Origin of the sequence: Promicromonospora sp. NPDC050249 (assembly GCF_040656015.1) — a bacterium.
Classification (GTDB): domain Bacteria; phylum Actinomycetota; class Actinomycetes; order Actinomycetales; family Cellulomonadaceae; genus Promicromonospora.
In genome coordinates this window covers 1-24523 of record NZ_JBFAKY010000045.1, presented here as the reverse complement: position 1 = coordinate 24523, position 24523 = coordinate 1, and the positions used below count along the sequence as shown (strand labels likewise).

General features: G+C 72.2%; 22 protein-coding genes. 13 read left to right on the top strand and 9 right to left on the bottom strand.

The window, feature by feature from the left end:
- Positions 1 to 129: 129 nt before the first annotated feature.
- A complete protein-coding gene (locus AB0I32_RS24695) occupies positions 130 to 1662 on the top strand; it encodes a serine hydrolase domain-containing protein (protein WP_357510896.1) in 1533 nt (510 codons plus the stop codon).
- Here AB0I32_RS24695 and AB0I32_RS24690 read toward each other — a convergent pair.
- Entirely contained in the window at positions 1634 to 2620 is a 987-nt protein-coding gene (locus AB0I32_RS24690; protein WP_357455615.1) for a class I SAM-dependent methyltransferase, read from the bottom strand. The genes AB0I32_RS24695 and AB0I32_RS24690 overlap by 29 nt on opposite strands.
- Before the next feature lie 150 nt (positions 2621 to 2770).
- Here AB0I32_RS24690 and AB0I32_RS24685 point away from each other — a divergent pair, with 150 nt between their 5' ends.
- On the top strand, positions 2771 to 4132 hold the full coding sequence (locus tag AB0I32_RS24685) for a heparan-alpha-glucosaminide N-acetyltransferase domain-containing protein (protein ID WP_357510894.1): 1362 nt from the start codon (positions 2771 to 2773) through the stop codon (positions 4130 to 4132).
- Here AB0I32_RS24685 and AB0I32_RS24680 read toward each other — a convergent pair.
- Complete coding sequence (locus AB0I32_RS24680; protein ID WP_357510892.1) at positions 4117 to 5019, bottom strand: PhzF family phenazine biosynthesis protein; 903 nt, start codon at positions 5017 to 5019, stop codon at positions 4117 to 4119. The genes AB0I32_RS24685 and AB0I32_RS24680 overlap by 16 nt on opposite strands.
- A 29-nt stretch (positions 5020 to 5048) precedes the next feature.
- Positions 5049 to 6011 carry an aldo/keto reductase gene (locus tag AB0I32_RS24675; protein WP_357510890.1) on the bottom strand — a complete coding sequence of 321 codons (963 nt, stop codon included), beginning with the start codon at positions 6009 to 6011 and terminating at the stop codon, positions 5049 to 5051.
- 174 nt (positions 6012 to 6185) lie between these two features.
- On the opposite strand from AB0I32_RS24675, the gene AB0I32_RS24670 reads away from it, so the two are divergent.
- Positions 6186 to 7145, top strand: coding sequence for a 3-methyladenine DNA glycosylase (locus AB0I32_RS24670; protein ID WP_357510924.1), 960 nt, complete (start codon positions 6186 to 6188; stop codon positions 7143 to 7145).
- A gap of 18 nt (positions 7146 to 7163) precedes the next feature.
- Here AB0I32_RS24670 and AB0I32_RS24665 read toward each other — a convergent pair whose 3' ends face one another.
- Positions 7164 to 9545 (bottom strand): sialidase family protein, encoded by a 2382-nt coding sequence (locus AB0I32_RS24665; protein ID WP_357510888.1) that lies wholly within the window; start codon positions 9543 to 9545, stop codon positions 7164 to 7166.
- Positions 9546 to 9877: 332 nt separating this feature from the next.
- On the opposite strand from AB0I32_RS24665, the gene AB0I32_RS24660 reads away from it, so the two are divergent.
- Together AB0I32_RS24660 and AB0I32_RS24655 are read left to right on the top strand one after the other, a co-directional pair.
- Positions 9878 to 10498: a lytic polysaccharide monooxygenase auxiliary activity family 9 protein gene (locus tag AB0I32_RS24660; RefSeq protein WP_357510886.1), complete on the top strand. Its 621-nt coding sequence runs from the start codon at positions 9878 to 9880 to the stop codon at positions 10496 to 10498.
- 206 nt (positions 10499 to 10704) lie between these two features.
- Positions 10705 to 11598 (top strand): aminoglycoside 3'-phosphotransferase, encoded by an 894-nt coding sequence (locus AB0I32_RS24655; RefSeq protein WP_357510884.1) that lies wholly within the window; start codon positions 10705 to 10707, stop codon positions 11596 to 11598.
- Here AB0I32_RS24655 and AB0I32_RS24650 read toward each other — a convergent pair.
- Complete coding sequence (locus AB0I32_RS24650; protein WP_357510882.1) at positions 11577 to 12794, bottom strand: DUF418 domain-containing protein; 1218 nt, start codon at positions 12792 to 12794, stop codon at positions 11577 to 11579. The two genes, AB0I32_RS24655 and AB0I32_RS24650, sit on opposite strands and share 22 nt — an antisense overlap.
- Positions 12795 to 12962: 168 nt before the next feature.
- Here AB0I32_RS24650 and AB0I32_RS24645 point away from each other — a divergent pair, with 168 nt between their 5' ends.
- Both AB0I32_RS24645 and AB0I32_RS24640 read left to right on the top strand, forming a co-directional pair.
- Entirely contained in the window at positions 12963 to 13757 is a 795-nt protein-coding gene (locus AB0I32_RS24645) for an aminoglycoside 3'-phosphotransferase (protein WP_357510880.1), read from the top strand.
- Complete coding sequence (locus AB0I32_RS24640; protein WP_357510878.1) at positions 13754 to 14329, top strand: AAA family ATPase; 576 nt, start codon at positions 13754 to 13756, stop codon at positions 14327 to 14329. The genes AB0I32_RS24645 and AB0I32_RS24640 overlap by 4 nt, the downstream gene beginning before the upstream one ends.
- Here the strand turns inward: AB0I32_RS24640 and AB0I32_RS24635 are convergent.
- Positions 14311 to 14859, bottom strand: coding sequence for a CGNR zinc finger domain-containing protein (locus AB0I32_RS24635; protein ID WP_357510876.1), 549 nt, complete (start codon positions 14857 to 14859; stop codon positions 14311 to 14313). The genes AB0I32_RS24640 and AB0I32_RS24635 overlap by 19 nt on opposite strands.
- Before the next feature lie 39 nt (positions 14860 to 14898).
- On the opposite strand from AB0I32_RS24635, the gene AB0I32_RS24630 reads away from it, so the two are divergent.
- On the top strand, positions 14899 to 15915 hold the full coding sequence (locus tag AB0I32_RS24630; RefSeq protein WP_357510874.1) for an EamA family transporter: 1017 nt from the start codon (positions 14899 to 14901) through the stop codon (positions 15913 to 15915).
- A gap of 47 nt (positions 15916 to 15962) precedes the next feature.
- Positions 15963 to 18737 carry a DUF3516 domain-containing protein gene (locus AB0I32_RS24625; RefSeq protein ID WP_357510872.1) on the top strand — a complete coding sequence of 925 codons (2775 nt, stop codon included), beginning with the start codon at positions 15963 to 15965 and terminating at the stop codon, positions 18735 to 18737.
- 98 nt (positions 18738 to 18835) lie between these two features.
- On the opposite strand, the gene AB0I32_RS24620 is transcribed toward AB0I32_RS24625, so the two are convergent.
- Positions 18836 to 19396, bottom strand: a complete 561-nt coding sequence (locus tag AB0I32_RS24620; RefSeq protein ID WP_357510870.1) for a hypothetical protein — start codon at positions 19394 to 19396, stop codon at positions 18836 to 18838.
- Positions 19397 to 19667: 271 nt separating this feature from the next.
- On the opposite strand from AB0I32_RS24620, the gene AB0I32_RS24615 reads away from it, so the two are divergent.
- Positions 19668 to 21008, top strand: a complete 1341-nt coding sequence (locus tag AB0I32_RS24615) for a hypothetical protein (protein WP_357510868.1) — start codon at positions 19668 to 19670, stop codon at positions 21006 to 21008.
- Between the two features lie 81 nt (positions 21009 to 21089).
- On the opposite strand, the gene AB0I32_RS24610 is transcribed toward AB0I32_RS24615, so the two are convergent.
- Positions 21090 to 21839, bottom strand: coding sequence for a sulfite exporter TauE/SafE family protein (locus AB0I32_RS24610; protein WP_357510866.1), 750 nt, complete (start codon positions 21837 to 21839; stop codon positions 21090 to 21092).
- 70 nt (positions 21840 to 21909) lie between these two features.
- On the opposite strand from AB0I32_RS24610, the gene ybaK reads away from it, so the two are divergent.
- Positions 21910 to 22410, top strand: a complete 501-nt coding sequence (gene ybaK / locus AB0I32_RS24605) for a Cys-tRNA(Pro) deacylase (RefSeq protein WP_357510864.1) — start codon at positions 21910 to 21912, stop codon at positions 22408 to 22410.
- Positions 22411 to 22485: 75 nt separating this feature from the next.
- Here ybaK and AB0I32_RS24600 read toward each other — a convergent pair whose 3' ends face one another.
- Positions 22486 to 22899, bottom strand: a complete 414-nt coding sequence (locus tag AB0I32_RS24600) for a YccF domain-containing protein (RefSeq protein ID WP_357510862.1) — start codon at positions 22897 to 22899, stop codon at positions 22486 to 22488.
- Positions 22900 to 23016: 117 nt separating this feature from the next.
- Between AB0I32_RS24600 and AB0I32_RS24595 the strand changes: the two genes are divergently transcribed.
- Both AB0I32_RS24595 and AB0I32_RS24590 read left to right on the top strand, forming a co-directional pair.
- Positions 23017 to 23802: a YggS family pyridoxal phosphate-dependent enzyme gene (locus AB0I32_RS24595; protein ID WP_357510860.1), complete on the top strand. Its 786-nt coding sequence runs from the start codon at positions 23017 to 23019 to the stop codon at positions 23800 to 23802.
- Between the two features lie 76 nt (positions 23803 to 23878).
- On the top strand, positions 23879 to 24394 hold the full coding sequence (locus tag AB0I32_RS24590; protein WP_357510858.1) for a GNAT family N-acetyltransferase: 516 nt from the start codon (positions 23879 to 23881) through the stop codon (positions 24392 to 24394).
- Positions 24395 to 24523: the final 129 nt, after the last annotated feature.

The following is a 24523-nucleotide window of genomic DNA, read 5'->3' as shown; positions in this document are numbered from 1 at the left end:
GGTCCGTTCAGGGTCGACCAAGGGCTCCGACCCAGGTCATCCCCGATGCCGCGGGCCCCCTCCCGTCCATAGCGTGTCGGACGGACGGTCCGGCCGGTCGATGGCACCGGGCCCTGACGAGGAGCGAGCATGAGGATCTATCGGGCCGGGGTGCGGCAGCACACAGCTCTGCGGGCGGCCTTGGCGGTGGCAGCGATGACGGCGCTCGTGGCGCCGGCGGCGGCAGCGGCAGCGGCACCCGCCGCGAGTGCCGCCGTCACGACCGAGGCCGCCGACGACGTCGCGGCCGAGGTCGACGGCTACCTGGCCGAGTACGTAAGGGTCCACCGGGCACCGGGTGTCGCCCTCGTGACGCTCACCGACGGCGACGTGCGCGTACGGGTCCACGGCGTGACCGGTGACGGCGACCCGGTGGGCGAGGACACCCCGCTGCGGATCGGGTCGATGAGCAAGGCGTTCACCGCGCTGGCCGTGCTGCAGCAGGCCGACGCCGGGCGGTTCGACCTCGACGACCCGGTCGCCGAGGTGCTCCCGGAGCTGCGGATGGCCGACGACCGCTACCGGCAGATCACGGTGGAGGACCTCCTGAACCACCGCTCCGGCCTGGCCGTGACGGCCCTGGAGTACTCGTCCGACCCAGCCGCCGCGCCCGCGGAGACCGTCGCCCGCCTGGCCGACGAGGAGCTGGCCGCCGACCCGGGCACCACCACGATGTACAGCAACGCGGGCTACACGGTGCTGGCCCGGCTCGTCGAGCACACCTCGGGCGTGGGCTTCGGCGAGTACCTGGAGCAGGAGATCTTCGCGCCGCTCGGCATGGACTCCAGCACGGCGACCGAGCTGTGCGACGCGCCCTCGCCCGGCCTCGCCCGTGGGTTCTCGGGGCTCGGCCCGCTCCTGGTGGCGGTGCCGGAGCTGCCCCAGGGCTGCGCCGGGAACGGCGGCATCGTCTCCACCGCAGGAGACATGGCGTCCTGGCTGCGGTTCCAGGTCGGGAACGGCACGTCGCCCTCGGGCGAGCGCCTGCTGGGCGCCGACGCCTTCCGCACGTTCCACGACGTGCCGGCCGACGCCGCGGAGTACGGCTACGGCTGGCACCGGACCACCACGGAGGACGAGACCGCGCCGCTGATCGGGCACGGCGGCACCCTCGCGACCTTCGCCTCCGGGATCGAGTTCTCCCCGGTCACCGGGACGGGCGCCGTGGTGCTCAGCAACGCCGCCGGGGAGCCCATGGCGCTGACGCACAACGCCGTCGTGGCGGTGGACGGCGGCACGCCGCAGTCGACGTCCAACCCGTTCGACGTGTTCAACGCCGTCGTCCTCGGGATCGCGGCGCTCGTGCTGCTGGCCGGGGTGGTCGTCGTCGTGCGAGCACGCGGGTGGGCGGTGCGCCGCGCCGCCGGTGCACCGCACTGGCGCATGCTGCGCCTGGTCCCGCTCGCGGTGTTCACCGTGCTCGGCGCCGCGCTGCCCTGGCTCGGCGCCCAGCTCATGGGCCTCTCCGAACCCGTAGCGGCCTACCGGGTGGTGCTCTGGCTGTACCCGGCGGTGGTGCTGCTCGGCCTGGCGATCTTCCTGGCAGCGGGCGGTGGGCTCACCGCGCGGCTCGTCCGCCTCCGGGGCGCGACGGTCAGGCGCGCGCCAGCACCTCGCCGTTGAGCACCGCGAACCAGCCGTCCGGGGCGGCGGCCCACTCCCGCCAGCCCTGGGCGAGCTGCTCCAGGGCGACGTCGTCCGCGAGCGCCGAGTCCTTGGCCTGCACCGCGAAGTTCGACTGGGTGCAGCGCTCGGCCCAGAGGCCGCCCCACCAGGTGCGGTCGTCGGGGGTGGCGTAGCACCAGACGCTGGCGCCGGGCTCGATCGTGGCGGGGTCGAACCCGGCGTCGCGCACCCAGGAGGCGAGGCGGCGTCCGGCGTCCGGCTCGAAGCCGTAGGTGTGGGTGACCTCGTGGTAGAGCATGTTCCACTCGGTGAGCTCGGGGGACTCCGGGAACCAGGTCATGGCCTCGTAGTCGGCGTCGCGCACCGCGACGAACCCGCCGGGCTTGGCGACGCGCTTCATCTCGCGCAGCGCGGCGACCGGGTCGGACAGGTGCTGCAGGAGCTGGTGGGCGAAGACGACGTCGAACGAGCCGTCCTCGAACGGCAGCTCGTACGCGTTGGCGTGCTCGAAGCTGATGTTCTTGGTGCCGTGCGCGTCGGCGAGGCCGCGGGCGGACTCGAGCACGTCGTCGGAGGCGTCCACGCCGACGACGCTGCCCTGCGTCAGCCGCTCGGCCAGGTCGACCGTGACGGTGCCGGGGCCGCAGCCGACGTCGAGCAGCGTCATGTCGGAGAGCAGGTGCGGGAGCAGGAAGGCGGCGGAGTTGGCTGCCGTCCGACGCCGGTGCGAGCGCAGCACGGACTCGTGGTGCCCGTGCGTGTAGGACTCGGACTCCTTGGTCAGGTCGGTCCCGGCGACGGGGCTGTCCTGGCCGCCGGCCAGCCGCGACAGGCTGCTGGGGGCGTCGACCGCGTCGATGGGGTCGGTTCCCGCGGGCTGGGTCCTGTGTCGGGACGTGTCGCTGCGGGAGGTATCGCTGCGAGCGATGTCGTGCTCGTTGGCGCTGCCGGTCATGGCCGCACTGTATGTGCGCCGGGCGGTGCGGCACATCTGCGTTCTCATCCCTCGGACGGCCGGTCCCACGGCCGAGCGGCTTTTCGACGGTGTTCGGCCTGACGGCGTGGCCCGCGCGCGTCAGCGTCGCCGTCACGCAAGGATGCCCGCATGCCGACGCCTGACCAGCTTTCAGCCGCACCGTCCGCGGTGTCCCGTGGACCGTTCCGGGGCGCCCTCGACCGGATGAGCCGTAACCTGCTCGGCGGTCCCGGCCGGGTGCCCGGGGCCGACATCGCCCGCGGGATCGCCGTGCTCGGGATGCTCACGGCGCACATGGGCGTCACCTCCGACGACCTCAGCACGCTGGAGGGCTGGCTGAGCCTGGCGCACGGCCGCTCGTCGATCCTGTTCGCCACCGTGGCCGGGCTGTCCCTCGCGCTGTTCACGGGCGGCGCCAAACCGTTCACGGGCGAGCTGATGCGCACCGCGCGGGCCCGGATCCTGGTGCGGGCCGTGCTGCTGCTGGCGCTGGTCGCGGTGCTCGACCTCCTCGGCCCGCGCGTGCTGCTCATCCTCGGGTTCTACGCCGCCTACTTCGTCCTGGCGCTGCCGTTCCTGCGCATGTCGCCGGCACGGCTCGCCACGATGGCTGTGATCGTCGCGGTGGTCGGACCGTTCCTCGCGTACTACGGGCCGGAGGCCCTGGCGCGGGCGGGCCTGCGCGCCCCGCACGACGGTTCCGGTGCCGCCACCGACTTCCTCCTCACCGGCCACTACCCGGCGGTGGTCTGGATGGCGTACGTGTTCGCAGGGCTCGCGGTGGGGCGCTGCGACCTGCGGTCGCCCGTGCTGCGTCTTGGCCTGGTCGCCGGCGGGTTCGGGCTCGCCGCCGTCAGCTCGCTCGTCTCGTCCACCCTGGTGGCCGGTGCGGGAGGCGCCGAGGCCATCGAGCAGGAGTTCATGAGGACCGCGTCTGAGTACGCGGCCGCGACGCCGCCCACGTTGTCCGACCCCTGGCCGCCCCTGGCCGGCCTGTACCTGGAAGGGCCGCACGACGACACGATGTTCGAGGCCCTGGGCTCCGGGGGCTTCGCGCTCGGTGTGCTCGGCCTGTGCCTGCTCGTCGGAGCCCGGGCCGGCACGAGCACCGACGGCGGTGGGGTGCGACAGGTCGCACGGCGGGTGGCACTCGCGGTGACCGCCCCGCTGGCCGCCGTCGGTGCCATGGCGCTGACGGTCTACTCCGCGCAGGTCGTCGTCCTCTGGTGGTGGAGCCTCATCGGTGTGGACCTGCTCGTCTACCCGGACAACGGTCCGCTCGGTGTGATGGTGCTCAGCGCCCTGGCCGCGGCGACGCTGTGGCGGGCGCTGTTCGGGCGCGGCCCGCTCGAGCGGGTGTTCACCGGGATCGCACGGAAGGCGTTCCCGACGCCGGGACGCACGTCCGACGGGGCACCGGATGCTCCGCCGGACGCAGCACCGGATGCTCCGTCCGACCCGGCATCAGCCCCCGCTCAGAAAGTCACCTGACCGACGACCGTCGTGACGGTGTCGCCGCCGACCCACACCTCGCCGTCGGGCAGCTTCTCGACGTGGACCCGGCCCGCGCGGCCCAGCGCCGTCCCCTGCGACGCGACATAGGACGACGGCAGCACGTCACCAGCGAGCCACTGCCCCAGGCCGGCGTTGAGGCTGCCGGTCACCGGGTCCTCCCCCACGCCGATCGACGGCACGAAGGCACGCACCTCGACGACGGGCTCGTCCTCGCCCGCGCCGCGCAGGCCCGCCCGGTCGGCGCCCTCCCCGTGACCGACGCCGCCGTACTCACCGACGACGCCGAGCTTCAGGTCGCCCATCGCCACGAGGTCGGGCTCGAGCGCGAGCACGGCGGCCGCGTCGCGGAGCTGGACCGCCACCCAGCCGGGTCCGTTGTCGACCCAGGCCGAGCGGACGACGTCGGACACGTCGATGCGCAGCGACCGCGCGATCTGCGCGAGGTCGGCGTCGCCGACGTCGCCCGAGCGGATCAGGGGCGGGCCCGCGAACGCCAGGCGGTGCCCGTCGCCGACGGCGGTGCGCCGCAGGCGCACGAGGCCCACGCCGCACTCCTGGACCACACCCTGCCCGGCGGGCTCGCCGCCGGCCTCCAGCCATGCGTGCGCGGTCCCGAGCGTCGGGTGCCCGGCGAACGGCAGCTCGCCGCCCGGGGTCCAGATCCGCACGCGGTAGTCGGCGCCGCCGTCGCGCCCGGCGTCGGTCGGGGTGAGCAGGAACGTCGTCTCCGACAGGTTGGTCCAGCGGGCGAAGGCGGCCATCTGGTCGTCGGTGAGGCCGTCGGCGTCGTGCACGACGGCGACCGGGTTGCCGCCCGCCGGGGCCGGGGAGAACACATTGACCTGCCGAAACGGAAGACTCATGCGCCCAACGCTACCCATTCTTGACCGGGTCAGGCCGGGAAGATCGCGTCCAGCTCCGTGAGGTCCTCCGGCGTCGGCGTCCACGACCAGGCCTCGGCGTTGCGGCGCACCTGCTCCGGACGTGTGGCCCCGGCGATCACCGACGTCACCTCCGGCCGGGACAGCAGCCACGAGAACGCGACGTCGATCTCGGCCACGCCCCGCTCGCGACAGAACGCGCCGAACCGGTCCAGCGTCTCCCACGGCGCCGTCTCCAGCAGGTGGGGCTTCGCGACCACGAGGCGCGAGCCGTCCGGCCGGGCCCCGGCCGAGTACTTGCCCGTGAGCAGGCCGTTCGCCAGCGGGAAGTACGGCAGGACGCCGACGCCGAAGGCCTCGGCGGCTGGCAGCACCTCGCGCTCGACGCCGCGGGACAGCAGCGAGTACTCGTTCTGCGCGGACACGAACCGGGTGCCGCCGAGCGACCGCGCCACGTGCTCGGCGTCGGCCACCTGCCAGCCCTTGAGGTTCGAGTGGCCCACGTACCGCACCTTGCCGGAGGTGACCAGGTCGTCGAGCGCGGCGATCGTCTCGTCGACGGGGGTAGCCGGGTCGGGCGTGTGGAGCTGGTAGAGGTCGATCCAGTCGGTGCCGAGCCGGCGCAGCGACGCCTCGGCCGCCCGCACGATGTACCGGCGCGAGCCGCGAGCGCCGAAGTCGTTCCCGTTGACGCCCTGCATGTCGAGACCGAACTTCGTGGCGACGAGCACGTCGTCGCGGCGGCCCTTGAGCGCGGCGCCGAGCAGCTCCTCGGACAGGCCGCGGCGGGCGCCGTACACGTCGGCGGTGTCGAAGAAGGTCACACCAGCGTCGATGGCGGCGTCGACCAGGGCCGTCGCGCCCTCGGCGGTCTCGGTGACGGTGCCGGCGCGGCCGAGGTTGTTGCACCCCAGGCCGACGACGGGAACGGACAGGCCGGAGCGCCCGAGGCGGCGCAGAGGGAGATCGGACATGTTGGCACCTTACGACGGCGGCCGGGGCGGTTCGGCCGCACTCGGCCGGTGCCGCGCCGGACTTACCCTGGACCGGTGAGCACAGTCCTCGGCGAGCCGATCGCGCCCGGTGCGCCCGACGCCGTCGGGCACCAGCCTGTCGTGCGCGACGCCGGTGCGAGCCCGGCCCGGGTGCTGCTCCCCGAGGAGTGGGTGCCGCTCGCGGACGCGCATACCGCGCGGGCCGACGCCCTCACCGCCGTCTGGCGCGCGGCCCGCGACGCCGGGCGCAAGCACGCGATCGAGGACTTCCTCTTCACGTACTACCCCACCCGCATCGCGCACCTGCGCCGCTGGCACCCGGGAGCGGGTGTCGCCCTCGTGCTGCCCGACGGCGGGGCGGGTGCCCTCGAACCGGACACCGACGACCCCGCGCCCGACCCCGAGGACCGCACGACGTGGCGGTGGCACACGACCGCCCCGAGCGGTGGCGCGGCGGAGGGCTCCAAGACTCCCCAAATAGTGACGCTCGACCGCACCGCCTTCCTCGCGGACCGCGGCGACACCGTGCGGTACGTGCGCGAGCTGCTGTCCGCGACGGCGTCCCGCCCGGGAACGTTCGGGTGCTTCGGGCTGCACGAGTGGGCGATGGTCTACCGCGACCGGGAGGCGGGCCGCGACCAGCGGCACCCCCTGCCGCTGCGCCTCGGGCACGCCGGGACGGACACCGTCGTCGAGGCGAACCCCGTGCGCTGCTCCCACTTCGACGCGTTCCGGTTCTTCACGCCGGAGGCGACGGGACGCAACCAGCTGCAGCCGACCCGCGCGACGCAGGTCGGCCTGGAGCAGCCGGGCTGCCTGCACGCCAACATGGACCTCTACAAGTGGTGCCTGAAGCTCGGCCCTGCCGTGCCCGGTGACCTGCTGCTCGACGCGTTCGAGCTGGCCCGCGACATCCGCTGGACCGACATGGCCGCGTCTCCGTACGACGTGTCGGAGTACGGCGTCGCCGCCGTCGAGATCGAGACGCCGCACGGCAAGGCGGAGTACGTGCGGCGGCAGCGCGAGTACGCGCAGCGGTCGAACGACCTCCGGCTCCGGCTGATCGAGGTCTGCGACACGGTTCGGAGGACATGGGCTGCTGCTCCCTCGTAGGCCCCGACCACGTGGGCCTCAGCTGGCGACGATGTCGCCGTAGATGATGCCGCGGCCGTTGGTCGTGAGGTAGACGCGGCCGTAGACGAGCGGGTCGCCGGTGATGGCGGATCCCGAGTACGCCCACTGGTGGTCGTCGTCGTTGAGGCGGGCCCACCGGCTGCCGCCGTCGGTCGAGCGGTAGATGGCGGCCTTGCCGCCGATCAGCGCGGACGTGTAGATCGCCGGGTAAGCAGCGTTCTTGGCCGCCTTGCCGAAGCCGACCGACTCCGCGGTCTCGAACGTGGCGATGCGCTTCCAGGTGGTGCCGCCGTCCTTCGAGCGCCACATGCCGCCGGTGACGCCCGTCTTCTCGTCGCCGCGCCCGGCCAGCCAGAGGTGCTTCTTGTGGCGAGGGACGGCGCGGAAGTCGTCGACGCCCGCGGTCGGCAGGCCCGTCGCTCCTGTGTCGGCGAACGTCGCGCCGCCGTCGGTGCTGCGGTAGAACGTGCCGCCCGAGAACGCGTACAGGAGGGACGACTCGACGCGGTCGGCCCGGATCTTCGCCCCCGCCGGCAGGCCCCGCACCGGGATCCACGTCTCGCCCAGATCCGTGCTGTACACCGGGGTGACCTCGGAGCTGCCGGGCGTCCAGAAGATCCTGGACCCGTTGGCGCTGATCGCGACGGTACCGCCGTGGCCGTCACCGGGGACGCCCTCGACGCGCGCGGCGTTCTTCCAGGTCTTGCCGCGGTCGGTGGAGACGCCGACGTGGCCCTTCTCGTTGCCGTGCACGTTGCCGGTGCCGACGATGATGTCGCGCCTGTACTGGGCGAAGTCGACGCTGGTGCCCGTGGACCAGTCGGTGTCGATCATCGGCTCGGCTCGGCCGAGCTCGGTGTGGACGAAGCCGCCGACGTCGCCGACCGCCGAGACGAGGGTCCCGCCGAGAGCTGCGAGGTCGAGGACCGCGCACTCCTCCACGCCTTCGGCGCGGACCGCGACCGTGAACCTCTTGACCGGCAGCGCGACGCGCTCGCCGGCCTCGTTCTGGCCGATGAGCTCGCCCTGCGCGTCCCACCGGGTCAGTTCCTCAGTGCCCCAGATGGTCGCGCCGGTGCCCCACATGATGCGGTCGGAGTCGTGCGGGTCGATCGCGAGGGCGTCGATCATCCACCCGTGCTTGACCGCGTGCTGCGGCCCCTGGTCCTCGCCGTTCCAGGACAGCCACGGGCTGCCGGTGTTGTCCATGTCGAACCGGTCGTGGCGGTCCTGGCCCTCGGCGTAGTCCCAGCTGAGCTGCCACGTCGCGCCGGAGTCGGTCGAGCGGTAGAGGATCTCGTCGGGATACCAGTTGTTGCGCGTGGCCGCCATGAGGGTGCCGGGGTTCTTGCGGTCGACGGTGATCCCGCCGAAGCCCGGGATCACGCCGCGCGGGCTGTACCCGGGGGTGATGTCGGTCCACCCGCCGGTCCGGGTGGCGAGCCGCAGGATCTTTCCGCCGTTGCCGGCGGCGGGCGCGCCGTTGTAGGGGCCTGGGTCGTAGCTGGTGACGACGTACAGGTACCCGTTCGTGTCGTCCATCGCGGACTGTCCGGGGATGGTGCGGTTGCCGCCCGCTGACCCGAGCGCTTCGGCCGCGCCGGGGACGGCCTGCCAGGTCGATCCGCCGTCGTCGGAGACGTACAGCGGGTCGTCCGGGTCGGCCACGCCCACATAGATCTTGCCGCCGACCTGGTCGAAGTCGATCCAGATCACGCCCTGGTTGTCGGCGAGGAGCGGGTTCGACGGGTCGACGACGAAGTTGCCGGGGTTCGGGAAGTTCTCCACCTGCGCCCAGGTGCGGCCGTGGTCGCGCGAGCGCCACAGCCCGTTGCCGTTCGGGGTGCCGAGGTAGAGCTCGGCGTTGTCGGCGGGGTTGACGACCAGGCGCTCGCCCATGCCGCGGCCGGGCATGTTGCCGCCCTGCTTGAACGGGAGCTCTGCGATGCCCCAGGTCTCACCCTTGTCGTCGGAGTAGAGCACCGCGCCGTTGTTGGGGTCCCAGTCGATGGTGTAGGTGCCGACGGCGGCGTAGACACGGTGGGTGTCGACCGGGTCGGTGGCCATGGACACCACACCGCTGTAGCCCCACCTGTCGCGGCCGACCCAGTCGAGCAGCGGCTTCCAGGTGCGGGAGTCCTGCTGCCAGCGGTAGCAGCCGCCGATGTCGGTGCGGGCGTAGATCAGGTCCCGCTCGGTCTCGTTGAAGATGATCCCTGGCACGAAGCCCCCGCCGTTGATGACGGCGTTCTTCCAGGTGTAGGCGTCAGCACGGCGGGCGTGCGCCTGGCCTTGGGCCTGGGCCGACGTGGGCGTGGGTGTGAGGCCGACCGCGATCGCGGCAGCGCCGATCGACGCGAGGAAAGTGCGTCGTTGCATGGTGCTCTCCTTGGGGCTGCTGACCAGTTCGGTCTCTCGTCGAAGGTGCGCGTCGTCGCGCACCGGATCCTGACGTTGTTGAAGCGCTTCGACACATGGAAGCGGTGGCAGATGCTGGTGTCAAGCGAATGCGTTCGCCCGAACCTCCCCGCGGCCAGGCGAAACGCTTCGATAACCACGCGCGACCGGCGGATCCGGTGGACCGACGTCCTGCACGTACGTAGTAGCCCTACTTGTCGCGGGCTCGCCCGCTTTCTAGCGTCGTGAGTGTCGCACCCCAGCACACAGGAGTACTCCAGGAGATTCCCAACTTCACACACGAGGTGAGCCCGATGAGAGTCACCGCACTGAGAACACCCGCCGCCAGAGTCCTGCTCGGCGTCTTCGCCGTCCTGGCCCTGACCCTGACGGCGCTGGTCGCCGCACCGAGCTCCATGATGCCGAGGGCCGAGGCCCACGGCTGGGTCGTGTCGCCACCCAGCCGCCAGGACCACTGCGCCAAGCGGACCGTGAGCTGGTCCTGCAACGGCGTCGAGTGGGAGCCGCAGAGCGTCGAGGCCCCGAAGGGTTCGATGCTCTGCTCGGGAGGCAGCCGCTTCACCACCCTCGACAACGGCTCGCTCGCCTGGCCGCGCACGGGCATCAACAGCACCCACACGTTCCAGTGGACGCTGACGGCGTTCCACCGCACGGCCAGCTGGGAGTACTTCGTGGACGGCCGGCTCTTCAAGACGGTGAACGACGGCGGTGCCACCCCGGCGCCCACCGTCACGCACACGCTGTCCGGCCTGCCGAGCGGTAACCACACGATCCTCGCCCGGTGGAACGTGTACGACACCGCCATGGCGTTCTACGCCTGCATGGACGTGAACGTCCGCAGCGGCAGCGCGCCGGCGAGCACCGGTAGCGAGCTCCTGAACGGGAGCGGACGCCTCCTGGCGACGCGCCTGTAAAGGACCGAACGGCTGGTGTCCAGCGTCGGACACCAGCCGTTCGCACGCTCCGGACCAGAAATACGGGGATCCGCGTAGGGATTCACCCTCATGGCCGACGGAGCCCCCGGGGCGCAGGTCGCCACCCGGTCGGCCGTGTTGCCCAGTGCCCGCGGACATCCCGAACCAGGAGCACTTTTTCACCCGCTTCATGGGACGATCGTGGTGTGTCGAACGCACTCGTCGGCATCGGTCCGACGCCCGTCGAAGTGCCGTCCGTCGTACACGACCTGGCCGACCGGCTGCGGTCCGGGGCGACGGTCGTACCGGTGTGGCGCAACGAGTACGGCGGCCTCACGGTCCGGCTCGAGACGGAGCGCGGCAGCCGGCGGTCGTACCTCAAGTGGGTGCCGGACGGCGCCCCGTGCCCCGACCCGCTCGCCGAGGCCGACCGCCTGGTCTGGGCGGCGTCGTTCGCCCGGGTCCCCCGCGTGCTGGACGCCGGACGGGACGCCAAGGGCTCGTGGCTGCTGACGGCGGCGGTCGAGGTCCGCGGCGAGATCGCGTCGTCGGCCATCGAGCCCCGGTGGCACGACCGGGCGGAGCGCTCCGCGATCGCGATAGGCATCGGCCTGCGCCGCTTCCACGACGCGCTCCCCACCGACACCTGCCCGTTCGTCCGCACCGCGGAGACCCGTGTCGCCGCGCTGACGGCCACGCTCGGTCCGGCGGAGCGCGCGAGGACCGCTGCCGCGCTCGGGACCCCGCCGCCGGTCGACCGGGCGGTCGTCTGCCACGGGGACGCCACGGTGCCGAACACGCTCCTCGACGGGCTCGGCCGGTTCGTGGCTCACGTCGACGTCGGCGACCTGGGCGTCGCCGACCGCTGGTCCGACATCGCGGTGACCACGCGCAGCGTCACGCGCCGCTACGGACCCGGCCTCGAACCCCTGGTGCTCGCCGCCTACGGCGTGGCACCCGACCGCGAGCGCACCGCCTACTACCGGGCCCTGTGGGACGCCGAGGAGAGCGTGCGCGTGCGACAGGGGGTGTCCGGGGCAGGAGACGCCCGGTCGGTAGCCCGCTCAGCCGCGCTCGGTCAGCGGCGCCGCGCATCGTAGACGCGGTGCATCAGGAGCTCGATGGGCCCCCGCGGCCACCGCCGCAGCCAGAGCGGCGCCAGGACCATCAGCGCGAGCGATATGCCCGCCCACATCGCCACGACCTGCCACGGTCCGCCGCCGGCGAGCCCGAACCCCCAGTCGTAGCAGAGCACCGAGGCGAGCACGTTCTGCAGCACGTAGCACGACAGCGCCGTCCGCCCGACGCCCTCGACGCCACGGCGGAGCAGGCCAGGACGGGCCTTCGCCCGTGCGACGAGCGTGGTGCCCAGCGCCAGGATGCCCACGGCCACCAGCGGCGGGACCAGGTACCGGTCGACGAGGAACCAGTCCGGCCCGGCCCAGGCCGTCAGCGCGTTGAGCGGGATGCCCGCCCCCAGTCCCACCCAGGCGAGCCGACGGCGCAGCCGCGCCCCGTCCTCGGTCGTCGCGAACAGGCCCGCGCGCACGAGCCGCGAGCCGACCAGGAACAGCACGGTGGCCGACGGCACGATCAGGATCAGCTCGATCCGGAACAACGCCACGTGCTCGAGACGCAGCAGGACGTGGTCGAACCAGCTCGCCGTCGAGACGGTCGTCGCGTCGGCCGTCTGCGTCCCACCGGCCGGCGCCGCCTCCGACCCGCCCGTCGCGACCATCAGTGCCGTCACGCCGGCGATCGCCGCCACGTAGAGCCCTGCCAGCACGCCGCCCCAGGCCCGCACGACCCGGTCGCTCCGCCCGACGAGGTACGCGGCCAGGAGGGAGGCGATCGCGTAGCCCATCAGGACGTCGAACTCGAAGACGAGGACGTAGTGCACAAGGCCCTCGACGAACAGGATCCCGGCGCGCAGTGCGTACCGGCCCGGCCACGGCATGCCGCGGCGGACCATCGACCGGTACTGCAGCTCGAGACCCACCCCGAACAGCAGGGTGAGCAGCCCGAGGAACTTGCCGTTGGCCAGCGCCTGCAGCACCCGCTGCACCGGGTCCGCCGTGGCGAAGCCGTCGGAGATCCACTCGGCGGGACCACCGGGTGTCGTGAAGATCCAGATGTTGCTGGCGAGCGTGCCGATGATCGCCAGCCCGCGCAGCACGTCGAGGGCGGCGATCCGGCCGCCGGTGCTCGACGGCGTGGCGCTCGACGGCGTGGCGCTCGCCGTCGTCCGCTCCGGCGTCCGCGCGGGTGACGCGGTTGATGGTGTCTTGGCAGGCATGTCCCGACCCTGTCGCGGCCGGGCCCCCGCGTCGTCGGCCGGACGGACGATCTCCTGCCGCCCGTGTACATCGTTCGGAGGACACCGGCCGGCCCACTTCGCCCCACCCCGGCGCGGCGGTCAGAAAACACGTCGTGGCGTCGTGGCCAGGTCTGGCACGCTGGCCACATGACGATCCCCACCGGCGAGATCTCCGTGCCCGACGTCGTACGGGAGCTCGCCGGCGAAGCGCTCGTCACGCCCGCCTGGAGCAACGAGCTCGGCGGTCTCACGTTCCGTGTCGACCCGGTGCCCGCGTCGGTGCAGCGGCCCGCCTACTTCGTGAAGTGGGCGCCCCGATCGGAGCGGGCCACCATCGAGGGCGTCGACCTCGCCGGCGAGGCGGCACGGATGCAGTGGGCGGCTCGCTGGACGCCGGTGCCGGAGGTGCTCGAGGTCGGTGCCGACGAGGACGCCGAGTGGCTCGCGACGCTGGCGATCGACGCGCGCTCCGCCGTCGACCCCCGGTGGCTCGCCGAGCCCGAGACCGCCGCCCGGGCGATCGGCGCCGGGCTGCGTGCGCTCCACGACGCCCTTCCCGTCGACGAGTGCCCGTGGACCTGGAGCATCGACGACCGGATCGCCCTCGCCGAGGCACTGGCGGCCCGCGGTCAGGCGTCCGACGGCTGGTCGGCAGAGGCGCGCGCACGCGCCGCCGACGCACCGGACCACGACCGGCTGGTCGTCTGCCACGGTGACGCCTGCGCACCCAACACCCTGCTCGACGACGACGGCGGCTGGGCAGCGCACGTGGACCTGGGCGCGCTCGGGGTCGCCGACCGCTGGGCCGACCTTGCCATCGCCACCTACAGCCTGGACTGGAACTACGGGCCCGGCTACGACCACCTCGTCTACGACGCGTACGGGATCGACGAGGACCCCGAGCGCGTCACCTACTACCGGCTCCTGTGGGACCTGGGATGAGCACGCGGGAGAGCGGCCCCGCGCCGCGGCTGCTGGTGGTCACCGGGCCGCCGGGCTCGGGCAAGTCGACGGTGTGCGAGGCGCTCGCCGACCGGTGGGAGCCGAGCGTGCTCGTGGAGGGCGACGCGTTCTTCGCCTTCCTGCGCCGCGGCGCGGTCGCGCCCTGGTTGCCGGAGGCGCACGCGCAGAACGACACGACGGTCCGCGCGGCGGCGGCAGCGGCCGGCAGGTTCGCCGCCGGTGGCATGACGGTGGTGTACGACGGCGTGATCGGCCAGTGGTTCCTGCCCACCTTCGCCGCCCTGACCGGGATCGACGCGATCGACTACGTGGTGCTGCTGCCGCCCGTCGAGACCTGCCTGGAGCGGGTTTCCACACGCACGGGCCACGGGTTCACCGACCTGGACGCGGCCCGCCACATGCACGACGACTTCGTGCGGGCGGCGTCGGAGCAGGGCTCGTCGGTTCCGGGGGTCGTGCTGACCGACCTGCCCGACGGCGTCACCGCCGTGGCCGACGCGATAGTCGCCGCGGTGCGGTCGGGACGGACCCGCTACGCCGTCACCGTCTGATCCGCCCGACGTGCCCGGTGGGCCGCCTGGGCGTTGCGGTTGCTGCACGTGGTGGAGCAGTAGCGGCGTGAGCGGTTGCGGGAGAGGTCGAGGACTATCCCCGCGCAGTCGCTGTCCGCGCAGACGGCGAGGCGGGACAGCTCGTCGTCCCGGATCACGTCGATCATCGCCATCGCCGTCTCCACGAGGATGCGGGTGGCGAGCGGGGCGTCGGAGGGCACCGCGTGGATGTGCCAGTCGAGGGGCGGGTGGCGAACGAGCTGAGGCACCGCGCCTGCGGCGGCCAGCATCTCGTTGACCAGGCGCGCCGCCGAGTCCCGGTCCGCCGTGAGCAGCTCCCGCAGGGGGGCCTGGAGCTCCAGCACCTCGTCGAGCTCGGCCCGGGTGCTGTCGTGCCGCCCCGTGTAGCCGTGCCGGACGAAGAACGCGTCCAGCTCCGCGACGGTCGTGAGCGTGACCGGCGGCTCGGCAGCGTTGACCAGCGCGACGGTGGCCTGGAGCGCTTCCTCGGTGTCATGAGTGAAAACCACGTTGACACCTTATCTCGACGCCCCCTACTGTCAGGACCCATGAGCGCTGTGACACCTGACACCGGCGGAGCGGGCCCGTTCGCCACCGGAGCCGACGCCGTCCGGACGCCGCCGACCCGCCGGCTGGCGACCGGCCTCGTGTTCGCGGGCCTCTCCGCAGCAGCGTTCAGCCTGTCCGGGGTGTTCGCGAGCGGGCTGCTCGACACCGGCTGGAGCCCGGGCGCCATGGTCCTCGCCCGTGTGGTGCTGGCGGCGGTGGTGGTGCTCCCGCTCGGCATCGTGTCGCTGCGCGGCGACTGGGGACCCGTGCGGCGCAATCTCGGGCTCATCGCGCTCTACGGTGCGATATCGGTAGCGGGCTGCCAGTTCGCCTACTTCTCCGCCGTGCAGTACATGGCCATCGGCCCGGCCCTGCTCATCGAGTACACGGCGCCGGCGGCCGTGGTGCTCTGGTTCTGGCTGCGGCACGGCCAGCGGCCGACCAGGGCCACCGTCATGGGCACGCTGCTCGCCGCCGTCGGGCTCGTCCTGGTGCTGAACCTGGTCTCCGGCGACCCGGGCGCGACCGCCGTCGACCCCGCGGGCGTGGCCTGGGCCCTTGTCGCGATGCTCGGTGTCTCCACCTACTTCGTCATCAACGCGAACGTCGACACCGGCCTGCCGCCGCTCGCCCTGGCCGCGGGCGGCCTGACCACCGCTTCCCTCGCCCTGGGCCTGCTCGGCGCGACGGGGATCATGCCACTGACCTACAGCCCCGCACCGCCCGTCTACGCGGGCACGGAGGTGCCGTGGTGGCTGCCGATCCTCGGTCTCGGCATCGTGACGGCCGGGTTCGCCTACGTCGCGGGGATCGCCGCCGGCCGCCTCCTCGGCCCCCGCCTGTCGTCCTTCGTCGGGCTGTTCGAGGTCGTCGCGGCCATCGGGTTCGCCTGGCTGCTGCTGGGCGAGCTCCCCCGGCCCATCCAGCTGGTCGGCGGCGTCCTGATCCTCGCCGGTGTCGTCGCGGTCCAGGCCGGCGAGAAGCGGTCGGGGGCCGCGCCGGCGCACGACACGTAACCCTGCCCGACAGCACGCTTCACCCGCCTGCAAGAATGGGCAGCACCATGACGGCGCCCTCCTCGACAACCTCGACCTCCGCGACATCCTTCTCCGCCACCAGCGACCCCAGACCGGCGTCGGGCACCCCGAAGCCCGCCGGGACCCTCATCCCGTACCTGCCCGCGCCGACGGGCAAGGATCCCGATCCGGACGTCCTGTTCGAGAGCTTCAGCGAGTGGGCCGCCGGGGGCGGGCGAGCGCTCTACCCGCACCAGGAGGAAGCCCTCCTTGAGGTCATGACGGGTTCCCACGTCGTCCTCGCGACGCCGACAGGCTCCGGCAAGTCGATGGTCGCCATGGGTGCGCAGTTCGCCGCCCTGGCCGCCCACCGGTCGGGGCGCGGCGGGCGCACCTACTACACCGCGCCGCTCAAGGCGCTGGTCAGCGAGAAGTTCTTCGACCTGGTGGCGGCGTTCGGCTCGAAGAACGTCGGCATGATGACCGGCGACTCCGCCGTCAACCCGGATGCCCCCATCATCTGCTGCACCGCGGAGATCCTCGCGAACGTCGCGCTCCGCCGCGGCGACAGCGGGAGCGGCAGCGGTGCGGACGCCTCCGATGACGCCATCTCGCAGGTGGTCATGGACGAGTTCCACTACTACGGCGACCCCCAGCGCGGCTGGGCCTGGCAGGTCCCGCTGCTGGAGCTCACGGACACCCAGTTCATCCTCATGAGCGCCACCCTCGGCGACACGTCCCGCCTCCGCGAGGACATCGAGGAGCGCACCGGCCGGCCCGTCGCCGAGGTCGCGGGCGCCGAGCGTCCGGTGCCGCTCACGTTCTCCTACGTGGTCGAGCCGCTCACCGACGTCATCCAGGAGCTCGTCACGACCCACCGCGCCCCGGTGTACGTCGTGCACTTCACGCAGAAGGACGCCGTCGACCGGGCGCAGTCCATGCTGTCCATGAACGTCTCCACCAAGTCCGAGAAGGAGGCGATCATCGCGGAGATGGGCGCCTTCCGGTTCGGCACCGGGTTCGGCAAGACGCTCAGCAAGTTCCTGCGGCACGGCGTCGGTGTGCACCACGCGGGCATGCTGCCGAAGTACCGCCGCCTCGTGGAGCGCCTCACGCAGAAGGGCCTGCTCAAGGTCGTCTGCGGCACGGACACCCTGGGCGTCGGCATCAACGTGCCGATCCGGACGGTGCTGCTGACCAGCCTCGTGAAGTACGACGGCGAACGTATGCGCCACCTGAGCGCCCGCGAGTTCCACCAGATCGCGGGCCGCGCGGGCCGTGCCGGGTTCGACACGGTGGGCGAGGTGCTCGTCATGGCGCCGGACCACGTCATCGAGAACCGCAAGGTCCTGGCCAAGGCCGGGGACGACCCGAAGAAGCTCAAGAAGATCGTGCGCAAGAAGGCGCCGTCGGGCAGCGTGAACTGGACCGACGCGACCTTCGAGCGCCTGCGCGACGCCGATCCGGAGCCGCTCGTCTCCCAGTTCCGCGTCAACCACGCGATGGTGCTGAACGTGCTGGCCCGCGCGTCGGCCCGGTCTGCCGGGCACGGCGTCGCGGGCGCGGCAGGCGATCCCGTGGACGCCATGCGCCACCTCCTGACGGCCAACCACGACACCGAGACGCAGCAGGCCGAGCACGTGCGGCAGGCGTTCCGGATCTACCGCTCGCTGCGGATCGCGGGCGTCGTAGAGAAGGTCCGGGTGCCCGACGCCGAGGGGCGGCTCCGGCCGTCAGCCCGCCTCATGGTGGACCTCCCCCGGGACTTCGCGCTGAACCAGCCGCTCTCGCCGTTCGCCCTGGCCGCGATGGACCTGCTCGACGTGGAGAGCCCGACGCACGCGCTCGACGTCGTCTCCATCATCGAGGCCACCCTCGACGACCCGCGCCAGGTGCTCATGGGCCAGCAGAACCGGGCCCGCGGCGAGGCGGTCGCGGCGATGAAGGCCGAGGGGCTGGAGTACGAGGAGCGCATGGAGCTGCTCGAGGAGGTCACGTGGCCCAAGCCGCTGGCCGACCTCCTGGAGCCCGCTTTCCAGGCCTACCGCCGCACCAACCCGTGGGTGGCGGACGCCGAGCTCTCCCCCAAGTCCGTGGTGCGCGACATGGTCGAGAAGGCCATGACGTTCGCCGAGATCGTGAGCGTGTACGGGCTGGAGCGCACCGAGGGCGTGGTGCTGCGCTACCTCGCCGACGCCTTCCGTGCGGTGCGCCAGGTGGTCCCCGACGAGCACCGCACCGAAGAGGTGCAGGAGATCATCGAGTGGCTCGGCGAGCTCGTGCGCGGCGTGGACTCGTCGTTGCTCGACGAGTGGGAGCGCTTGGCGAACCCCGTGGACGACGATGCCGATCTCGTGACGAACGGCGAGCTGGCGGACGCCGGGGCCGAGGCCCCCGCGCGACCCGTCACCGGCAACCCGCGCGCTTTCCGCCGGCTGGTGCGCAACGCGATGTTCCGCCGCGTCGAGCTGATCGCGCGCGAGTCCTACGGGGCGCTGGCCGCGCTGGGCGGCGGCTGGGACGCGGACGCGTGGGCGGACGCCCTGGACCCGCTGTTCGAGGAACAGGGCGACGACGCCGTCGGCTTCGGCCCGGAGGCACGGTCGGGCGCGCTGCTGACGATCCTCGAGCCCGGCGCCGAGCTACCGGGAAGCGCTGGCGGCGACACCGTCCGCGTCGAGGCCGGGACCTGGTGGGTCCGGCAGGTGCTCGACGACGCCGACAGCAACCGCGACTGGGCCTTCACCGCCCTGGTCGACCTCGCGGCGAGCGACGAGGCGGGCGAGGTAGTGCTCACGGTGCTGGGCGTCGGGCAGATCTGACCCCGGACGCGACACCGGCCGGCGCGGGAGAACCCGCGCCGGCCGGGGCCTGCGGCGCCAGCAGCGCCGCGGCCGAGCAGTCAGAACCGCTCGGGCGATCAGAACTTGGCGGTGACCCAGAACTTCTCGGTCTCCCACGGGTGGCCCGTCTCGGTCCGCCAGTGGTAGAGGAACTCACCACCGGAGAACAGGCTCACCGAAGGATCACCGAGATACCAGTTCTTGCCGTACCCGAGCTCGAAGATCTCGACATCCGTCTTGCTGATCTTCACCGTGTATCGCAGCACGACCCGCTTGCCGTCGGTGGACTTCGCGACCGTCCTGCCTCGCATGTCGTACTTCGAGACGAAGTAGTCGGTCGACGGGCCGAAGTCGGCCCAGTCGAGCGCCAGCCCCGAGATCTTGCGGTTGGAATGGATCCGCATGTCGAACGAGATCCACACGTCCCCGTCGGCCTCGACATTCGAGCGAGGGGGCGCGAAGTACGCCCCGAACTCATAGAACGCGCCGTTGGGCGCGCGATAGGAGTCGTAGAGGTCGCGGTCGTTGGTACCGACCTTGGTCGGCACAGCGGTGGATGCCTGGGCCGGAGCCACGACCCCGACCAGAGAAGTAGCCACGAGCGTTGCGACGATCAGAGCTGACTTGAGGCGCCTCATCGGCGCTCCTTCCATCCAGACGGACGGCGGCGCCTGCCGTTTCCAGAGGCTGCCGCCGAGCGGTCCCGAGACGACGCGCCGCGCCCAGTCTTCCCTGCGGCGCAGGCCGCCCGGTGCCGAAGAGCGGGTGATCTACGCGCAAACCAGGGTGAATCTTCCGGAAGCAACGAGTTTGCCACCTATTTACGAAACATCGGTCTTCACCTAAACTTCGCTTATTAGAGTCCCGGTCAGCAGCGCCGCGCGGGCGCTGCCTGGAGACAGGAGTGCCATGACGACGCACCTGCGAACGCCCGACCGAAAGACCTCGAGCACCTCGTCCGCCGCCGCCTTCCCCGCCACCGACGTGTCCACCGGCAGCGCCGCCGGTACGACCACCGGCATCGCCGCCGTCATCGCCCTCCTCCTCACCGCCGTCGGCCTGATCGCCACGGCAGCTCCCGCCGGCGCGGCACCCCTGGCCGCCGACGGCCCCGGTGTCGGGACACCGTGGGTCGTCACCCTCGGCGACTCCTACATCTCCGGGGAGGCCGGCCGCTGGGCCGGCGCCTCCAACGCCGACTACCGGCGCGCCGACGCGCTCGGCCCGAACGCCTACCACGACAATCCCGGCGGCACCGGCGAGACCATCGCCCGCTGCCATCGGGCGTCGACCGCCGAGGCCCACATCGGCGGCGGCGTCAACGGACTCAACCTCGCCTGCAGCGGGGCGCGGACCGCCACCGCCGCCGGCACGAACTTCAAGCCCGGCATCGACTTCTTCAACGGCTCGGCGGGCAAGGGCCAGGCGCTCATGCTCCAGGAGGCCGCCGCCACCAGGAACGTGCGCATGGTCGTGGTCTCGATCGGCGGGAACGACTTCGAGTTCGCGAGCGCCGTCCAGACCTGCGTGGTCAACTTCCTCACCTCGCCGTCCTGGTGGAAGAACTACTGCCACGACGACAGCTCCGTCGCGGAGAACTTCACGGCCGCGAACGTGGCCGCCATCCGGTCCCGGGTGGCGGGAGCCCTCGGCAACGTCGCGACCGCGATGAGCAACGCCGGGTACAGCACCTCCCAGTGGACGCTGGTGGTCCAGACCTACCCGTCGCCCATGCCCGGCGGCTCCGGCTTCCGGTACTCCGAGTCCGGCTACACGCGCCAGTCGGTCGGCGGATGCGGCGTCTGGAACCGGGACGCCGACTGGGCCAACGCCACGGCGCTGCCCACCATCAACGGTGCGCTGCTGGGTGCCGCGTCCGACGTCGGGCTGCCGAACGTCCGCACCCTCGACATGACGCACGCGTTCGACGGCAAGCGGCTGTGCGAGAACGGCGTCGGACTGTACGAGGAGGTGGGTCTGGCGAGCTGGCAGTCGCCGGGCGCCGCCGACCGGACCGAATGGGTCAACCAGGTCCGCACGGTCACCACGATCGGTGACTCGCCGTACTTCGTCCAGGAGTCGCTGCACCCCAGCTACTGGGGGCAGCTCGCGATGCGCAACTGCCTGCGGCAGGTGTGGAACGGCGGGGCCCCGCGCAGCGGCAGCTGCACGGTGGGCAACCTCGGAACGGCCAGGCTCACCCCGTCGGGCGAGCCGTCGATGGTCCTGGGCCCCCTCACCAAGGGCTGACCCGATGGTTGTGAGCGCGACCGTCGCGACGACGCGCCCGTCACAGGCGCGACGATCGCGCTCACGACCAAGCCAGAGGGGTCAGAGGGAGAGCAGGCCGCGGGTCAGGGTCGCCAGGCCGCCGACGTAGGCGAGCGTCACGAGCACCTTGCGCGTGGCACTCGCCGAGATCCGCCCCACGAGCAGCTCGCCCAGCCCGACCGACGCCAGGAGGGCGACCAGGACCACCGCCCACTCCCAGATGGCCAGGTCCGGGAACGTGGCGTCGGCGACCAGGAGCTTCGCCGTCATCGCCGCTATCGCGTTGGTCAGGAAGATCGGCTGGACGGTGGCCGCGAACGCCCGCGGGTCCCAGCGGTCGAGCACGGAGTAGACGGCGATGGGTGGGCCGCTGATCCCTGCCGCGACGCTGCCGAACCCGGCCGCCGCACCCGTGATCAGCAGCGGCAGGCGCGCCTCCGGTGCGAACGCGCGCTCCGCCCCGCGCAGGCGCGAGGTGACCTGGGCGAGCGCCATCGCGCCCACCACGATGCCGCCCATGCTGATCTCCAGCACCGACGTGCTCGCGTCCCGGATGAGCAGCGCTGCCGGCACGGTGACGAGGATCGACGCCGTCACCAGCCAGCGATAGCGGCGCCAGTCGACGCCGCGGATCGTGCGCCCGAGCACCAGCAGCGCCATCATCGCGCCGGCGAGGTTGACGAAGAGCACGCCCTCGACGGGGCCGATCAGGAGCACGATGAACGGGCCGGCGACGAGCCCGAAGCCCATCCCCGCGACGCGTTGCAGGGAACCCCCGACGAGGATGGCGACGACCAGGAGGGCTAACACGTTACCCACGCTAACTGATTTCTTCCCAACCGAGTCGCCCGGGAATGCCCGGCAGGGGCACAATCACGTCGTGGTCAAGAAGACAGCGCGCGCCAGCCATGGGACACCGGCGGTCGTCGCCCTCGAGAGGGCGGGAGTGCCGCACACCCTGCACCCCTACGAGCACGACCCGTCGAGCGACCTGAGCTACGGCATGGAGGCGGCGGAGGCGATCGGCGTCGACGCCCCGCAGGTGTTCAAGACCCTGCTGGCTGACGTCGACGGGAAGCTCGTCGTCGGCATCGTGCCGGTGGACGGCAAGCTGGACCTCAAGGCCCTCGCCCGGGCCGCCGGCGGCAAGAAGGCCGCGATGGCCGAGCCCGCGGCGGCGGAGCGGGCGACCGGGTACGTGGTGGGCGGCATCTCGCCGCTGGGCCAGAAGACGCGGCACCTCACCGTGCTCGACGAGTCCGCTGAGGCGTACGACGTCGTCTACGTCTCCGGCGGCCGACGCGGCCTGGACATCGGCCTGGCGCCGTCCGACCTGCTGACCCTGACGGCTGGCCGAACGGCCCCGATAGCCCGCGACTGATCCCGGCGAGAACGGGGTTGTGTTCCTTTCTGCGCCAGGAAGGAACACAACCCCGTTCTCACCGGCCCTGCTCGATCAAGCCGCGGCGACCTGCTTGCGGTAGGTCGGCAGCAGGGCGTCGCTGGAGACGATCTGCTTGCCGAGCGGCATGAGCGAGACCGGGATGAGCTTGAGGTTCGCCCAGGCCATCGGGATGCCGATGATCGAGATGGCGAGCGGGATCGCGGTGACGATATGCCCCAGCGCGAGCCACCAGCCGGCCACGATCACCCAGATGACGTTCCCGATCAGGGCGAAGGCCCCGGAGCGCGGGCTCTCGACGACCTCACGGCCGAACGGCCACAGGGCGTACCCCGCGATGCGGAAGGACGCGATGCCGAACGGGATGGTGACGATGAGCAGGCAGCAGATGATCCCCGCGAGCATGTATCCGAGCCAGAGCCCGAACCCCGCGAAGATGACCCAGATGATGTTCAGCAGCGTCTTCATGGGTCCCATCCTTCCGTAGCGAACAGGTCCTCGGAACCGGGAAACCCCCTGATCCCACCCTGAACCGACCGCGGACGGACGTGCAACCGCAGGGCCCGGCCGAAATAGACTCGCCGCGTGCCCGACCAGTCCCAGCCCTCCGTCGCCGAGCGCCTCGCGCTCGTCCGCGACCGCATCGCCGCAGCCGCCGTCGCCGCCGGACGCGACCCGGCCGAGGTGCGCCTCCTCGTCGCGACCAAGACGCAGGCACCGGAGGCCGTGCTCGAGGCGCTGGCGGCGGGCGTCGACCTGATCGGCGAGAACCGGGTGCAGGAGCTGGTCGCGAAGGCGCCCGCCGTCGCCGACCGGATCGCTGACGGTTCGCTCGAGGTGCACATGATCGGCCACCTGCAGCGCAACAAGATCAACCAGGTGCTGGCCACCACCACCGGCCTGGAGACGCTCGACTCGCTGGAGCTCGCCCAGGCGGTCTCGGACCGCTGCGTGCGCGACGGCCGCACGGGCGACCGCGCCCTGGACGTGATGGTCCAGGTCAACGTCACGGGCGAGGAGAGCAAGTACGGCGTGCGGCCCGACGACGCCGTACCGCTCGCGATCGCGGTCGCCGCGCTGCCAGGCCTGCGGCTGACCGGGTTCATGACGATCGGCGCGCGCCTCCCTGAGCCAGCAGGCGACGCCTCGGCGGAGGACGGCTCCGCGGAGGACACGGTCCGTGCGGGGTTCGCGCGGCTGCGGGCCGTCCGTGACGAGGTCCGCGCGTCGGGCGTCCTGGGGACGAGCACGGCCATCAACCTCTCGATGGGCATGACCGGCGACCTGGAGCTGGCGATCGCCGAGGGCGCGACCATCGTGCGGGTGGGCACGGCGGTGTTCGGTCCGCGAGTGACCGCCAACACTCTTTGACGCAGGTCACAGACCCGCACGGGCGAAACGGCTAACGTCGGGGGCTCCCCCTCGAACTCCTTGGAGTGATCGCGCCATGCCCATGGCCACCCTGCTGCGCCCCGCCACCGACGCCGACGTCTCTCGCCTGGTCACGCTCAACAACGCCTCGATCCCGGCCGTCCCGGACACCCCTGCCGACGACATGGTCGAGCTGCTCGACGCCTCGTCGCTCGCCCTGGTCGCCGTCGACCCCGAGACGCCGGCGGACCCGCTCGGTTTTGTCGTCGCGCTCGAGGGCGGCGAGGACTGGGCCGGCGAGAACTACGCCTGGTTCGAGGAGCGTGGCATGGACCACCTGTACGTGGACCGCATCGTGGTGGGCGAGGGCGCCCGGGGCCGGGGCATCGGCAAGCTCTTCTACGACGCCGTGTTCGACGCCGCCCGCACCGCCGGCCACGACGTCGTCACCTGCGAGGTCAACCTGGACCCGCCGAACCCCGGTTCGCTGCGCTTCCACGGGCGTCTCGGGTTCGAGGAGCGCGGGCAGCAGCTCACCAAGGGCGGCGACATCCTGGTCGCGAAGCTGGCCGCCGAGGTAACCCCCGCCTGACCGCCCCCGAGGGGGCCGCGAACCAGGTTCCGCGAAGTAGAGCGCTTGTCCGGGTCTCCCTGGCGTCGCCAGGAGCTCGACCCGCGGTCGGGGCCCGGCCGGGGTGACCGCGGTGGACGGGGTGTCGCT